At 51.3% G+C, this 15,173-nt stretch carries 13 protein-coding genes and 1 pseudogene; 8 read left to right on the top strand and 6 right to left on the bottom strand.

Features of this window, described 5'->3' with window-relative positions; translation table 11 throughout:
- Positions 1 to 74: 74 nt before the first annotated feature.
- The 4 genes from HI950_RS23205 to HI950_RS23190 are packed head-to-tail and all read right to left on the bottom strand — an operon-like array spanning position 75 to position 3,849.
- Positions 75 to 1,148, bottom strand: a complete 1,074-nt coding sequence (locus tag HI950_RS23205) for an ABC transporter substrate-binding protein (RefSeq protein ID WP_169087654.1) — start codon at positions 1,146 to 1,148, stop codon at positions 75 to 77.
- Complete coding sequence (locus tag HI950_RS23200) at positions 1,148 to 1,948, bottom strand: ABC transporter permease (RefSeq protein WP_169087652.1); 801 nt, start codon at positions 1,946 to 1,948, stop codon at positions 1,148 to 1,150. The genes HI950_RS23205 and HI950_RS23200 overlap by 1 nt, the downstream gene beginning before the upstream one ends.
- Entirely contained in the window at positions 1,932 to 2,750 is an 819-nt protein-coding gene (locus HI950_RS23195) for an ABC transporter permease (RefSeq protein WP_169087650.1), read from the bottom strand. The genes HI950_RS23200 and HI950_RS23195 overlap by 17 nt, the downstream gene beginning before the upstream one ends.
- Positions 2,740 to 3,849: an ABC transporter ATP-binding protein gene (locus tag HI950_RS23190; protein WP_169087648.1), complete on the bottom strand. Its 1,110-nt coding sequence runs from the start codon at positions 3,847 to 3,849 to the stop codon at positions 2,740 to 2,742. The genes HI950_RS23195 and HI950_RS23190 overlap by 11 nt, the downstream gene beginning before the upstream one ends.
- Positions 3,850 to 4,050: 201 nt before the next feature.
- Here HI950_RS23190 and HI950_RS23185 point away from each other — a divergent pair, with 201 nt between their 5' ends.
- The 7 genes and pseudogenes from HI950_RS23185 to HI950_RS23155 all read left to right on the top strand — a co-directional run bounded on the left by HI950_RS23185 (position 4,051) and on the right by HI950_RS23155 (position 11,209).
- Complete coding sequence (locus HI950_RS23185; protein WP_169087647.1) at positions 4,051 to 5,487, top strand: PTS mannitol transporter subunit IIBC; 1,437 nt, start codon at positions 4,051 to 4,053, stop codon at positions 5,485 to 5,487.
- A gap of 68 nt (positions 5,488 to 5,555) precedes the next feature.
- Positions 5,556 to 5,732 (top strand): annotated as a pseudogene (locus HI950_RS37070) (HTH domain-containing protein); the annotation flags it as partial.
- A 111-nt stretch (positions 5,733 to 5,843) separates the two neighbouring features.
- A complete protein-coding gene (locus HI950_RS23175) occupies positions 5,844 to 7,604 on the top strand; it encodes a BglG family transcription antiterminator (protein WP_169087645.1) in 1,761 nt (586 codons plus the stop codon).
- Positions 7,605 to 7,607: 3 nt separating this feature from the next.
- On the top strand, positions 7,608 to 8,045 hold the full coding sequence (locus tag HI950_RS23170; protein WP_169087643.1) for a PTS mannitol transporter subunit IIA: 438 nt from the start codon (positions 7,608 to 7,610) through the stop codon (positions 8,043 to 8,045).
- Positions 8,042 to 9,226: a mannitol-1-phosphate 5-dehydrogenase gene (locus HI950_RS23165; protein ID WP_169087641.1), complete on the top strand. Its 1,185-nt coding sequence runs from the start codon at positions 8,042 to 8,044 to the stop codon at positions 9,224 to 9,226. Before HI950_RS23170 ends, HI950_RS23165 begins: the two co-directional genes overlap by 4 nt.
- Complete coding sequence (gene ptsP / locus HI950_RS23160) at positions 9,223 to 10,956, top strand: phosphoenolpyruvate--protein phosphotransferase (RefSeq protein ID WP_169087639.1); 1,734 nt, start codon at positions 9,223 to 9,225, stop codon at positions 10,954 to 10,956. The genes HI950_RS23165 and ptsP overlap by 4 nt, the downstream gene beginning before the upstream one ends.
- On the top strand, positions 10,949 to 11,209 hold the full coding sequence (locus tag HI950_RS23155) for an HPr family phosphocarrier protein (protein WP_169087637.1): 261 nt from the start codon (positions 10,949 to 10,951) through the stop codon (positions 11,207 to 11,209). Before ptsP ends, HI950_RS23155 begins: the two co-directional genes overlap by 8 nt.
- A gap of 409 nt (positions 11,210 to 11,618) precedes the next feature.
- Here HI950_RS23155 and HI950_RS23150 read toward each other — a convergent pair whose 3' ends face one another.
- Together HI950_RS23150 and HI950_RS23145 are read right to left on the bottom strand one after the other, a co-directional pair.
- Positions 11,619 to 13,853: a YhgE/Pip domain-containing protein gene (locus HI950_RS23150; RefSeq protein WP_169087635.1), complete on the bottom strand. Its 2,235-nt coding sequence runs from the start codon at positions 13,851 to 13,853 to the stop codon at positions 11,619 to 11,621.
- 76 nt (positions 13,854 to 13,929) lie between these two features.
- Positions 13,930 to 14,505, bottom strand: a complete 576-nt coding sequence (locus HI950_RS23145) for a TetR/AcrR family transcriptional regulator (protein ID WP_169087633.1) — start codon at positions 14,503 to 14,505, stop codon at positions 13,930 to 13,932.
- Between the two features lie 273 nt (positions 14,506 to 14,778).
- Between HI950_RS23145 and ytxJ the strand changes: the two genes are divergently transcribed.
- Positions 14,779 to 15,117 carry a bacillithiol system redox-active protein YtxJ gene (ytxJ, locus tag HI950_RS23140; RefSeq protein ID WP_169087631.1) on the top strand — a complete coding sequence of 113 codons (339 nt, stop codon included), beginning with the start codon at positions 14,779 to 14,781 and terminating at the stop codon, positions 15,115 to 15,117.
- The last annotated feature ends 56 nt before the right edge of the window (positions 15,118 to 15,173 follow it).

The raw sequence follows: 15,173 nt of genomic DNA, 5'->3' as shown, positions 1-15,173 counted from the left end.
CGCATATGTCACAAACTACAAATTCCTCATTCATCATAGCATGCGCACACGTTAAAATATTCAAGAGATTTAGCTCATTTCTTATGCATTTTAAACTCGAGGAACAGCTCGTTGTAATGGGCCAGCATTTTTTTGCCAAGATTATCGTACACCTCAAGCCTGCCGGTCAGCTCCTCATTCGGATAAAAACGGTCATCGCCCGATATCTCCTCTGGCAGCAGGGCGAGCGCCGCTTGGTTTGGCGTCGAGTAGCCGACATATTCCGCATTTTGCGCCGCTACCTCGGGATCGAGCATAAAGTTAATAAATTGATGCGCGCCCTCGATATTCCGGGCTGTTTTTGGAATGACCATATTATCGAACCATAGGTTCGAGCCTTCCTCCGGCACGACATAATCGAGCTTATCATTCTCGCCCATAATCTCCGAAGCATCTCCGGACCAGACGAGCCCGACTGCCGCCTCTTCGTTCGCCAGCAGCATTTTGATCTCGTCGCCTACAATGGCCTTCACGTTTGGCGTCATTTGAAGCAGCTTCGCCTTCGCCTCCTGCAAGTGCGACTCATTGGTATCATTGAGCGAATAGCGCAAGCTGTTCAGGCCCATGCCCATAACCTCGCGCGCGCCGTCCAGTAGCAAAATTTGATTGCGGAGGCTCTTATCCCACAGATCGTCCCAGCTAGAGAAGTCGAGATCGCCCACCAGCTCAGGATTGTAAATAATGCCGACCGTTCCCCAGAAATAAGGAATCGAATATGCATTGTCTGGATCAAACGACAGATGCATGAATCGCGGATCGATATATTTTAGGTTCGGAAGCTTCGAATGGTCGAGCTCGAGCAGAAGGCCTTCCTCTTTCATTTTGCTAATCGCATACTCGGAAGGAACACTTACGTCGAACGTGGTGCCGCCTTGCTCGATTTTGGTCATCATCGCTTCATTCGAATCAAACGTTTGGTAGATGACTTTAATGCCGGTCTCCTCCTCAAAGCGTTCAAGCAGCTCGGGATCGACATAATCGCCCCAGTTATAAATCGTCAACGTATTGTCGCCGCTGTAGCCCTCGCTTGAATTCAGGTAGGCAGTCAAGTAGATAAGCCCCAAGGAAACAACAAACACGACAACGAACATGCGCACAAGCTGATTCATTAGCGGCCCTCCTTCATGGACGGCTTCATGTTCCGTTGATTAATAAAGTAGTAGCCGACGACCAGCACAATCGTAAATAGGAAAATAAGCGTCGATAACGCGTTGATCGATAGCGATACGCCCTGGCGCGCCCGTGAATAGATTTCGACCGAGAGCGTCGAGAAGCCGTTGCCCGTCACGAAGAACGTAACAGCGAAATCATCCAACGAATAGGTTAATGCCATAAAGAATCCGGCGAAAATGCCCGGTTTAATGAATGGCAGCAGCACCCGCGTCAGCACCTGCCAGGAGCTTGCGCCAAGATCGCGCGCCGCATCGACCAGCGTCGAGCTCATCTCCTGCAGCTTCGGCAGCACCATGATGACGACGATCGGCACGCTGAATGCGATATGCGAGAGCAGCACAGACACGAAGCCAAGCTTAATGCCGATAATAGTAAACAAGATTAAGAATGATGCGCCGATAATGACATCCGGGCTGACAATCAGTACGTTGTTGAGCGTCAGCAGTGTTTGCTTCGGCCTGTTGCTCCGTATGTGATGGATGGCGATAGCGCCAACTACGCCCAAAATCGTCGAGATCGCCGCAGACAGCAGCGCAATGACGAATGTATTCAGCACAATGATAAGCAAGCGCGTGTCAGCGAACACTTCTTTGTAATAATCGAGCGTGAAGCTCTCGAAATTGCGCATCGAGCCGCCGCTATTGAACGAATAGAACATTAAATAGAAAATCGGCGCATAAAGGACTACGAATATGAATAGGAGATAAAGGTTGGACCATTTATTTTTTCCGCGCATCGGCTGCACCTCGCTTTCGATTGCCGGTTATAAGCATCATCGCTGCCATCGCCAAAATCAGGAATACTGCAATGGTCGCGCCCATCCCCCAGTCCTGCGTCACGAGAAAATGCTGCTCGATTGCCGTTCCGAGTGTAATGACGCGGTTGCCGGCGATGAGCCGCGTAATCATAAACAGCGATAGCGCCGGGATAAATACGGCCATGCATCCGGATTTCACGCCGCTGATCGTGAGCGGAAATATAACGCGGCGGAACGTCGTCCACGCCGATGCGCCAAGATCACGCGCCGCATAGACGAGCGATGGATTCATTTCCTCCAGCGCATTGAAGATCGGCAAAATCATGAACGGGATAAAGATATAGACCGATACGAATATAAAGCTGAAGTCGGTGAACAAAATTTGCTTATTTCCGATGCCGATCGCTTCCAGCACCGAATTGACGAAGCCGTATGTACCGAACAAGCCGATGAATGCGTAAGCCTTCAGCAGCAGATTGATCCAGCTTGGCAGTATGATAAGCAGAAGCCAAAGCTGTTTATGCTTCGTTCTTGTTAGCAGATACGCCGTCGGATAGGCCGTAAGCAAGGAGATGGCGGTTATGAGAAACGCATACCAGAACGAGCTTAGTGTCATACGCAAATAAACCGGCGTAAAAAACTTTGCGTAATTGCCCAGCGTGAAGTTGCCCTCCACATCGAAGAGCGAGTAATACGCCACTAAGACGATCGGCGCAACGACGAACAATACGATCCAAGCCATATAGGGGATGAGATAAAAGCTGCGCGATTTATTTGACATCGGCGGCCTCGCTGTATGCCTCAAGACGCTTATCGAACTCTTCTTCCGTCTCGCCAAGCCGCATGACGTGAATCGCTTCTGAATCGAACGTCAGTCCAATTTGCTCGCCAACCGTCGCTTTGCGCGTCGAATGGACAAGCCATTCATTGCCCGATTCATCGTAGCAGCATATTTCGTAATGAACGCCGCGGAACAGCTGCGAATCAACGCGCACCTGAAGCTTCCCGTTATCTGAGGAAGTAATCTCCAAATCCTCCGGCCTGATCACGATGTCGACTGCCTCGTTTGGCGTCAGCCCTTGGTCGACGCATTCGAACGAGCGGCCAGCGAACTCCACCACGAAGTCGCGCGCCATCCGGCCCGGCACAATGTTCGATTCTCCGATAAAATCAGCGACAAAACGGTTGATCGGCTCATCGTATATGTCTGTAGGCGTTCCGCTCTGCTGAATTTTTCCTTCATTAATAACAAAAATCTCGTCGGACATGGCCAGCGCTTCCTCTTGGTCATGCGTAACGAATATAAACGTGATGCCAAGGCGGCGCTGCAGCTCTCTCAGCTCGTACTGCATTTCTGTTCGAAGCTTCAGATCAAGCGCGGAGAGCGGCTCGTCCAGCAAAATAATTTCCGGCTCGTTCACGATAGCGCGGGCGATCGCAACGCGCTGCCGCTGGCCGCCGGACATCTCGGTAATTTCCCGCGATTCGTAGCCGTTCAAGTTGACGAAGCGCAGCGCTTCCTTCACTTTGGCGGTTACGTCGGCGTTCTTGAGCTTTTTGATGCGGAGGCCGAAGGCGACATTTTCGAACACGTTAAGATGAGGGAACAGCGCGTAATCCTGGAATACGGTGTTCACCTGACGCTCGTTCGCCGGCACGCGATTAATGACTTTCCCGTTAAAATAAATCTTCCCCTCAGATGGCTCCGTAAAGCCTGCGATTAGCCGGAGAATCGTCGTTTTGCCGCAGCCGGACGGACCCAGCAGCGTATAAAATTTGCCGCGGTCTATCGTAAAGCTGACATCCCGAAGCACAGCGGCATCATTATGGTCATATTGCTTTGTCACATGCTCAAAGCGAATGATTGTTTGATCTAGCATCTGGCATTCCCCTTTGCATATTTAGAAGAAACAATAGTGATTATACAGCATCCCCGAAAATCAGCAATAGCAAAAGGCAAAATGATGTCAACAGCGATCATGACGCAACCTGCTTTTCAATTCATTGAATATGTAAGCGCTATACATTACGATTAATTCAGGTTCAGTTAGTGAACATTATTATACATTGGAGGTTGAAGCATGAGTAAACTGACATCCGAGCAACCGAATTCCGGCGGTGTTAAAGTTTCCGTTCAACGATTTGGTCGTTTTCTAAGCGGCATGGTCATGCCGAATATTGGCGCTTTTATTGCATGGGGACTCATAACGGCATTATTTATCCCAACTGGCTGGATTCCAAACGAGAGTCTAGCAACGCTTGTTGGTCCGATGATTACCTATTTGCTCCCTATACTCATCGGATATACCGGCGGCCAAATGATTCATGGCGTACGCGGAGGCGTAGTCGGCGCAATCGTCACACTCGGCGTTATAGCAGGAGCGGACATCCCAATGTTCCTAGGCGCCATGATCGTTGGTCCGTTCGCCGCATGGGTGTTGAAGAAATTCGATCAATCTATTGAAGGTAAGATTCCTTCCGGCTTTGAAATGCTCATCAACAACTTCTCGTCCGGTATTATCGGCGGCGGGCTTGCCATCATTGCCTTCAAAGGGATTGGCCCGGTCGTTGCCACACTGAGCAAAATACTCGCTTCCGGCGTAGAGTGGCTGATCAACACAGGCTTGCTTCCGCTCGCGAACGTTTTGATCGAGCCGGCTAAAGTATTATTTCTCAACAACGCCATTAACCATGGCATACTTGGACCGCTAGCGCTGGATCAGGCCTCGCAAACGGGCAAATCGATTATTTATATGCTGGAATCCAACCCAGGTCCGGGTCTTGGCATCCTGCTTGCTTATTGGCTGTTTGGCAAAGGGATGGTTAAGCAATCGGCGCCGGGCGCTGTGGTCATCCATTTCTTCGGCGGTATTCATGAAATTTACTTCCCGTACATTCTCATGAATCCGCGTTTGATTCTTGCAGCAATCGCTGGCGGCGTAGCCGGCACATTCACCTTCTCCATCTTCGGAGCTGGGCTTGTCGCCGCACCATCGCCAGGCAGCATTATCGCCTACTTCACCATGACGCCAAAAGGCGGACTGCTCGCTATGCTGGCCGGTGTAGCCGTAGCAACGATCGTGTCCTTCCTTGTCTCTGCCGTACTGCTCAAAACGAGCAAGCAGAACGAGGATGCCGACAACGAGCTTGAGGAAGCGGCGAAAAAAGTGCAGCAAATGAAAGCCGAATCCAAAGGCAATGCCGCAGCGCCATCCGCTTCGCAAACACAGCTTGCGAAGGAGCAGGTTAACAAAATCGTATTTTCCTGCGATGCCGGCATGGGCTCAAGCGCTATGGGCGCTTCCATTTTGCGCAAAAAAATAAATGCCGCCGAGCTGCCGATTACCGTCATCAACACGGCGATCAACGATATTCCAGGAGATGCCGACATCGTCATCACCCACAAAACGCTGACCGACCGCGCACGGCAAAAAGCGCCTGGCGCCGAGCATATTTCCATCGATAATTTTCTCAAAAGTCCAGAGTATGACCTGCTCGTACAAAGACTAAGTTCATGATACAAGACTCAGCGCTGACAGATTTCTGTCGGCGCCTTAGTCCATTCTTCTGCTAAGGAGGATAGCCTATCAAAGCCTCAACTAGGCAACGACGAATCATCGAGCTGCTGCTCGACCAGAAGCATGAAATTACGGCTGCCGATATCGCGTCTATCGTCGGAGCAAGCACAAGAACGATTCATCGCGAGCTTGCTGACATTGAACCGCTGCTAGGCGCAAACGGCATCGTCCTTCATAAAACCGCCGGGCTTGGCATTCGAGTCGAAGCAGATAAGGGGACGCTTGAGCGATTCAAGCAGTCTTTCGATCCATCCGATTCCTTCGAATATTCGTCTGAGGAACGCAAGATTGTTATTATGTGCAGGCTGCTTGAGCACGATGAGCCCATCAAGCTGTTCTCGCTCGCCCACGAGCTGCGCGTGACAATGCCGACAGTCAGCCATGATCTCGATGAGCTGGAGCAATTGATTAGCAAGCAAGGGCTGACGCTCGTCCGAAAAAGAGGCTACGGCGTCGAAATCAACGGTCCCGAGGAAGCGAAGCGTCATTCCATCAGCTTGCTTGCGTTTAATCATCTCGACGATTCCGATTTGTTCGGGCAATTCAAGGATCAGGCCGTCTCGAATCCGACAACCGCGCAGCTGCTCGATATGATTGGCAAAGAAAACTTCAAGAAGCTCGAGCACGCGCTATGGGAGCTGAATGACGATTGGCCTAACAGCTTGTCCGAGTCCGACTATACAAGATTGCTTATTAAGCTGTCGGTTGCATTAACACGCATCGAGCATGACTGCTTGGTTTCAGCGAGCGAATATGATACCGGCGAAGACATTGCTTTGCTGAGCAGCCTGATGGCTCTGCTTGACATCCAGCTTCCTATAGAAGAAAAACATTATCTTTCTCGGTTGCTGAGCAACGAGGCTTTTCCGGAAAGCAGCCTGCTGATCCATCATGACGATATGCCGACTATCGAAGGCGTCAAGCAGCTTATCCGCTTTGTTGAGGAGCGGCTGCATATGTCGCTGACGGAAGACCGCTCGCTTGAGGAAGGGCTTATCCAGCATATAAAGCCGGCATTCCAGCGCATTATGGACGGCATCGCCATACGCAATCCGATGCTTGCCCCAATCAAAAAGGAATACGGACCGTTGTTTGCCATTGTGCGAAGCGGTGTACAGAAGATATATGGGCACATCCAAGTGCCTGATGAGGAAATCGGCTATATCGTGATGCATTTCGGAGCTTCCTTGGAGCGATTAAAGCCTTTTCCGAGAAAAGTCAGAGCTGTCCTCGTCTGCACGAGCGGCATCGGCTCATCCAAGCTTCTCGCTGTAAAAATCGCCAAGGAGCTGCCGCAAATTGACTTGATCGGCCACTACTCGTGGTACGAAGCGACAAGGCTTGCGCCAAGCCGCTATGACTTGATCATTTCAACCGTTGATTTGCCGCTGGAGCCGGACCGTTACATTAAGCTCAGCCCTATGCTATCGCCCGAGGAAACCAATAAGCTGCGCGCTTATATCGAAGGAACAACGCTTAAGAAACGCAAGCCCGCCACTGCGGCGGACGCTGGCACTGATGGCCAATCGCCAATGGATCGCTTGCTGCAGCTTCAGTTGTATTCCGGCGTCGTTCTGCGGCTGCTTGACGGCTTCCATGTTCATGACCTAACTCTCATGCAGGGTCAAGAGCGACTGGAGCATCAGCTGTCTAACATGCTTTCCTTGATCGGCAAGAAGTACATTGAAGCGAATAACGCCAAAATAGCTACTCAGCTGCTAGCTAGAGAGCTTCAAGGCAGTCTTGTCATCCCAGACACCGAGCTCGCTTTGCTTCATACGCGCAGCGAATGGATCGAAGAGCCGCTGCTTGCCTTGTATCGGTACGACAGGCCATTGCAGCTTGGCGAGGATGCAGAGGCGAAGCATCTCTTAATGATGCTCGGTCCCCTCAAGCTTGATTCGTATAGCCTAGAACTGCTCAGCGAAATAAGCGCGATGCTGCTGCTGCCTGAACTTCTTGCCGTGCTTGCGCATGATCATACGGCGGGCATCAAGCTCTTTATTTCAAAAAAGCTGGAGCATTATATAAAAACCAAATTGGATTGGAGAGAATGAATCATGACCATTCTATCGACAGAGAAAGTTAAGCTAAATGTGAGCGTAAAGGACAAATACGAAGCGATCCGCATGGTCGGGCAAATACTTGTTGACGCGGGACACGCGCCGCAGGCGTATATCGATAAAATGATTGAACGCGAGGATGCCCTTTCCACCTACATCGGCGGCGGCCTTGCTATGCCTCATGGCACAAATGAATCAAAGGCGCTCATTCAAACGACAGGCATGGCGATCATTATCGTCCCTGCGGGCGTAGACTTCGGCGGCGAGGAGCCTGCACAATTAGTTATCGGTTTAGCGGCGGTCGGCGACGATCACCTCGATATTTTGACCAACGTCGCTATGCTCGTATCTGAAGATGACGACATGCAGCGCATTTTGAATGCGTCCTCGGCGCAAGAGCTGATTTCCATATTTGAATCGGGGATGGAATCATGAAGGCGGTTCACTTCGGAGCTGGCAACATAGGCCGGGGCTTTATCGGACTGCTGCTGCATAACGCGGGCTACGAGGTTTGCTTTGTCGATGTGAACGACGCCCTCGTCGCGGAGCTGCAAGCAAAGCAGCAGTATGCGGTGAGGATTGCGAACGAGCAAGGCGATACGTATCTTGTTGATCATATAACAGCCATTGATGGCAAGGATATGGCCTTAGTCGCTGAGAAGATTGCAGAAGCCGATATCGTCACGACTGCTGTCGGCGTATCGGTCCTGAAGCATATCGCTGCTGCAATTGCCAAGGGGATTGAGCTGCGGCTAGCGGACTGCAAAGCCGCCGCTCTTCCTATTGTTGCGTGCGAGAATGCCCTCGGCGGCAGCACGATTTTGAAACAATTCGTCTATGAGCATCTATCTGCGGAAGCGAAGGCGGAGGCCGATTTGAATATCGCCTTCCCTGACGCCGCCGTTGACCGCATCGTCCCGCTTCAGCAGCACGAGGACCCGCTTCAAGTTACCGTCGAACCGTTCTACGAATGGACGGTGGAGCGCTCCCCATTGCTGGCTTCGCTGGCAGAAATCGTAGGCGTGCATTATGTCGATGATTTAGAGCCATATATTGAACGCAAGCTGTTTACCGTTAATACGGGTCATTGCGTGGCCGCCTATCACGGATTTTTGAAGGGCTATGCGACGATCCAAGAAGCGATGAAGGATCCGGAAATTGTAGCTAAAGTGAGAGGCGCGCTTCTGGAATCGGGAGCCGCGCTCGTTCAAACGTATCAATTCGACGAGAGTGAGCATGCCCACTATATCGATCAAATATTGGAGCGCTTCATCAATCCTTACTTGGTAGATGAGGTCGCCCGAATTGGCCGCTCGCCGATTCGCAAGCTGTCTCCGAATGACCGTCTGGTTAGACCGGCCTTATTAGCCTATCAATATGGCATACCCGTTGCGGAATTGACAGCCGCTATGGCAGCAGCCCTGCACTTTAACAATGCCGATGATCCTGAAGCCGCAGAGCTTCAGGCTTCCATCAAGGAGCATGGCATTGCTTATACCTTAACCAAATATACTGGCCTAGATGAGCAGCATCCGCTTCATAAACAAGCAGCAGCGCAATACCGTGAGCAGGAGTCTGTACTCCAATCCGCAGCGAGAGGAGCAGGATCTTTATGAGCATTTCTTTAAAAGGGATCGCGGCATCGCCGGGCATCGCTATCGCGCGCGCGTATCATCTTGCTGCCGAGCGGTTCCTACCGGTTCGGCAGTCTATTCAAGACAGCGCATCGGAGGTCGAACGGTTTCGCCAGGCCGTAGCTATTACCCAAGGTGAGGTCGAGGCTATACGCGCATCGGCTGAGGAGCGGCTTGGAGCCGATAAGGCGGAGATTTTTGAAGGGCATCTAATGATCCTTGAAGACCCGGATCTCATTGAAGCGATCGAGCTTAAAATTGCCGATGAAGCCATTAACGCTGAATTTGCTCTGCATGAGGTGTCGCAATCTTTTATCGAGCTGCTGCAATCGATGTCTGATGAATTGCTGCGCGGGCGCGCTGTTGATATCGAGGATGTCGCCGGCCGCATCATGAGCCATCTGCGCGGGGTTCCGCATGTCGACCTCGCCAATCTAGCAGAGGAATGCATTATCGTGGCGCGTGACCTGACGCCGTCGGATACCGCCCAGCTCAATCTCGACTTCGTGCGCGGCTTCGTAACCGAGGTTGGCAGCCGCACCTCCCATTCCGCCATTATGGCGAGATCTTTGGAAATACCCGCAATCGTTGGGATCGGCCCAGCGATTCACGATATTCCAGCGCATGGCGTCATCGTCATGGATGCGAACGAGGGTTTGGTCCTTACCGAGCCAACTGCGGAGGAGCTGGCTTCCTATCAAGCTAAGAAGCAGAAGGATGATTCGCGCAGGGTAGAGTTAAGCAAGCTGAAGGATAAGGCAACGCTATCCAAGGATGGCAAGCAGGTTGAGCTGGCAGCCAATATCGGCAAGCTAGAGGACATTCAGCGGGCGATCGACAACGGCGCCGAAGGGATCGGACTTTTTCGCACCGAATTTCTATACATGGGACGCAGTTCCCTCCCTACTGAGGAGGAGCAGTTCACCAGCTATAAATACGCGCTTGAGAAAATGAATCCGAAGCCCGTCGTCATAAGGACGCTTGATATTGGCGGCGACAAGGAGCTTCCTTACATGGAGCTTCCGAAGGAAACCAATCCTTTCCTTGGACAGCGCGCCTTGCGTCTATGCCTGGATAGGCAGGATCTGTTCCGTACACAGCTGCGGGCGCTGCTTCGCGCCAGCCGCTTTGGCAACTTGAAAATCATGTTCCCGATGATCGCCGTATTAGAGGAGCTGCTTGAGGCGAAGAAGCTGCTTGAGGAAGAGAAGCAGAAGCTTATCGCTGAGGGCGTTCAGCTTGCCGAGCATATCGAGGTTGGCATGATGGTCGAAATTCCGGCTGCGGCAGTTTCCGCTGACCTCTTTGCGCCGGAGATTGATTTCTTCAGCATCGGCTCAAACGATTTGATTCAATATACGATGGCGGCAGACCGGATGAACGAAACGGTATCCTACCTGTATCAGCCATGGCATCCCTCCCTGCTGCGCCTCATTCGCTTCGTGATTCAAGCGGCGGAGAAGGAAGGCAAATGGGTTGGCATGTGCGGCGAGATGGCTGGCGATCAGACCGCTATCCCTTTGCTGCTCGGTCTTGGCCTGCATGAGTTCAGCATGAGCGCAGGCTCCATCCTGCAAGCAAGAGAACTGATCGGACAGCTTGACCAAGCCGAATGGTCCGGATACGCGAATCAAGCGCTGACCATGAGGAGCACGCAGGAAATTACACAATTTGTAGAACGTACAAGAAATGGAGTGGTTCATCATGATTAGCAAAACGTTTACTATCCTTAATCCGACGGGCTTTCACGTGCGCCCAACCAAAACCTTCGTCCAAACCGCTAGCACCTTCCCCTGTAAGGTGAACGTGATCAATAAAGGGAAGAAAGTTAACGGCAAAAGCTCGCTAAGCATGCTTACACTAGGTATCGCAGCAAACGAGGAAGTTACGCTTGAGATAGACGGCGAGCAGGAAGAACAGGCGCTTGAGGCGCTAGGGCAGCTGCTTACAGCCATCCATGAGTAATAGAACGGCTGCCCGAGAAAGAAGGCTAGATGCTTTCCTTCTTGGGCAGCCGTTTTGCTTTACTTATCAATCCACGCTGGCGGCGATTACGTTGCACAAAATACAGCAGAAACCTCACATATCACCCGAAATCATAAGCTGCGTTGCAGAAATGCAGCAGAATTAGCAGCATACCGGTGAATTTGAAGTTATTCTGGGATTCTGCTGCATTAACTGCATTGTAGCAAGTGATCTGCTGCTATTTGCGCCCATACGTTGTACAAACTACAACGTAGACCAGCTTTCTATCCGTCTGCGAGTCGAACGCAGCTGCTTTGGCCCTCCAATTAATAGGAAGCGAAAGCCCAGCCGCCTAATAACTAAATAAAAAAAGAGGACAGCGAGCAATCGCTGTCCTCTTTCGTCATTTTTAAACAGATGGTAATACTGCTGGTTCCGTATCATCCTTCGTTTTGCGATGGGATATAGCAAAGTAAATGTACGACAGTACGGCGAACAGGATCGCAATGCCTGCCATAACCGCAATGTATCCGCCTATCGAGCTGTAATCGCCGCTTGAGATAATATCTCTAAAGCCGGCTACCGAGTAAGTCATAGGCAGGTATGGCGATACCTTTTGCAGCCAGCCCGGCACAAGCTCGATTGGGAATGTACCTGCGGAGCTCGTGAGCTGGAAGATCAGCAGAATAACTGCGATAAACCGGCCCGGATTGCCCATCGAAGCAACCAAGAACTGAATAATCATCATAAAGGTAATGCTTGTTAGAATCGAATAGAACAAGAACAGCCCCATGCTTTGAACCTCTAGCTTCAGCACATAAATCAGCGCAGCATCGGCGATCAATGCCTGAATCGTACCGATTAGCGCCAGGGTGAGCGCCTTGCTCCAGAACCAGCTCCAGCCGTTCACCGGACGAACTGCCGGCTCGCGAACCGAGTATACGATCGTAAGCAGCATAGCTCCAACGTATAACCCGAGCGACAGGAAGTAAGGAGCAAGCCCCGTACCGTAGTTGTCAACCTTCGTTACTTTTTCTACATCCAGCTTCACGGGATCGGAGAACATATCCACCATGGTGTCAGACAGCTTCAAATCGGCTGTCTTATCTGACGCTTCATTCAGCTTGCCAGACAGCTCCTGCGTGCCATCCTCAAGCTTCAATAGCCCGGAAGCTACCTGCTGCGCGCCATCCTCCAGCTTAACTGTGCCATCCACAAACGGGGTTACGCTTGAGGAAAGCTGGGATAGTCCAGACGTCAGCGTCACAGCACCACTGTTAAGCTGCTTGGCGCCTGCTGCCAGCTTCGCTCCGCCTTCGCTTGCTTCAGCAAGCTTCGTGCCAAACTGCGTCATGCCGCTTGAGAATTTCTCCGCTCCAGCGACCAACTGCTCTCCGCCTGCGCCGAGCTGCTTGCCTCCGGCTGCGGCTTCCTCGACCTTCTTATCGAAGGTACCTAGACCATCCGATACTTTGACAAGGCCGTCATTAAGCTTTGCAGCTCCGTCGCTCAGCTGCTTCTGGCCCTCCGAAGATTTCTCCAAGCCAGCCGCAAGCTCTTGACTCGCTTTCAACAAAGACGCAAAGCTCTCGCTCTCCGCCAGCTGCGGATTCGCTTGACCCAACTGCGCCAGCCCGCTTGCCAGCTGCGCCGCTCCTGCCTTCAGCTGCTCCTCGCCCGCAGCTGATTGCTTAAGACCGCCCGCCAGCTGCCCCGCAGCCTGCTGCGCGTCCGTAGCGCCTCCCGCCAGCTGTCCGCTCGCTCCGGCCAATTGCGCCAAGCCATCGCTAAGCTTCACCGCTCCGGCGCCAAGCGAAGCCGCGCCATCGCCCAGCGATGCGGCTCCCGCGCCAAGCTGCTGCTGCGCAGCCTGCAGCTGCGCCAGGCCGCTAGCTAAGCTGGCCGTGCCTGTGCTCAGCTCGGCACTGCCCTTGCCAAGCGCCTTGCCGCCATCGCTGAGCTTGCCGACTCCCTCTTGCAGCGTCATCGATCCGCTGACGAGCTTCGCCAGATTTTGCTCGATGAGTACGACGCCATCCTTAGCCTTCGTCGTGCCGTCTGCAATCTCGCCAGCACCATCGCTCGCTTTGCCTATGCCGTCCGCAAGCTCTTCCATTTGCTCAAAAACGGTACGCGTATAAGCCGCCGTCACCTCTTTGTTAAGCTCCATCTTCATCGTGTCTACGGCTTTGCTTCCGATCTGAGAGGCTAAGAAGTTATAGCTCTCATTAGCCAAATAGGTAAGCTGTGCCGGCGTTGGATTAGCCGATGTCAGGGAGGTTGTTTTCTCCGAGAAATCGGCTGGAATCTCAATCGCTAAATAATAGCTATGATCTTCGATACCCGCTTCCGCCTCCGCTTTACTCACGAAATGCCACTCGAACTTTTCATTTTCCTTTAGCTCTGCCTCAAAATCATCGCCAATATGCATCATCTCATCGTTAAACGTATAACCTTTATCCGCATTCACGACAGCCACCGGCATTTTATCCAAATGCCCGTACGGGTCCCAAAAGGCGCCTAGAAACATCGAAGAATACATGACCGGAATCATCAGTACGCCAATTACCGATATCAACAACATTTTGTTGCGGGCGATCCCGGACAATTCCTCACCAAACTGCTTTAAACCTCTGAACTTCAAATTGTCCACTCTCCCATTTACTGATTGACCATTTCTCTCATTTAGTCATTTCTATCTGTAAAAAAAGGCATCCAGTCTATTCCGGAGCCAATCCTACTTGCATATAGAATCGCAATTGTTCCGCCACTTGCTGCTTATCCAGCGGTTCATGCGTTTTTTTCCACTCTACGGTGAGCGCCATATATAACCTCAGCATGACGAATGCAGTCATTTCCGGATTGCACGGCTTAATCTCGCCTTTATCGATGGCAAGCTGAATTTGCTGCTGAATGTAGCCAACGACTGCCTTCTCAATTTGCTGCATGCCCTCTACCGCCATTGGCGTGCCAATTTCGCGCACCTCATGCGACAGCTTCAGCGCCAGCTCATGCTCCTCGCGGAATTCAAGCAGCTGCTCGAGCGCAGCGTTCAAATTATCGAAGAAGCGTCGATTCGGATCCACGACTCTCTCCGCCACCTGCTTCATTTCGATAATAAGCCGCTTCATAATTTCATGGAACAGCTCTTCTTTATTTGTAAAAAACGTATAAATCGTCCCTTTGCCCACATTCGCGATTTTCGCTACCTGATCCATAGTCGTTGCCTTATATCCAAATAACGCGAACGACTTCCCCGCAGCATCCACAATCTGCTGTCGCCGATCAATGGCCATCCCTTCACCTCCGTGCATTCAAAATCGTATCATTTTGAACAATTGACCAAAAAACTAAAGCGGTCATTTCGACTTTTGTAATCATAGCATGCTCCATTTCCGATTGCAATACCTGAATGAAAAACTATTTTCTTCAATTAATGAATACTCCGTCCTCCATCATTCCGCTTAAGCCCATTCGTCTATAGATGACTTTCTTCGCCAAAAAGAGCTATAATACATATACAGTTGTAACTATCTTCTGCACAGCAGATTAAAAGGAGTGTAACCCTTATGTCATACAAAGAAATTACGTCCATTGAAGAATGGAATCAAGTTTATGAGGCTTCTGCCACTCGTCCACTCGTTGTATTCAAACACAGCACGACTTGCCCGGTCAGCGCGAATGCCCATCAAGAATTCAATCAATATCTTGACGGAAAGCCAAGAGAAGACGTGGAATACGTGCTAGTGAAGGTTATCGAGTCGCGTCCGGTTTCCAACCAAATTGCCGAAGATACGTCCGTTAAGCACGAGTCGCCGCAAATTATGTTTATCGAGAAAAAAGAAAAAGTATGGACGGCTTCCCACTGGTCCATTACGAAAGCTCATATTACTGCTGTGCTTGATTAAGCATTACGCCGTTATTAGTAAGATGTTCTGATAACAGCTCCCAGCCCTTCGCTTCC

Source organism: Paenibacillus sp. PL91 (assembly GCF_012935325.2).
In the GTDB taxonomy this organism is placed as follows: domain Bacteria; phylum Bacillota; class Bacilli; order Paenibacillales; family Paenibacillaceae; genus Pristimantibacillus.
This window is presented reverse-complemented; position numbering and strand designations above follow the sequence as displayed.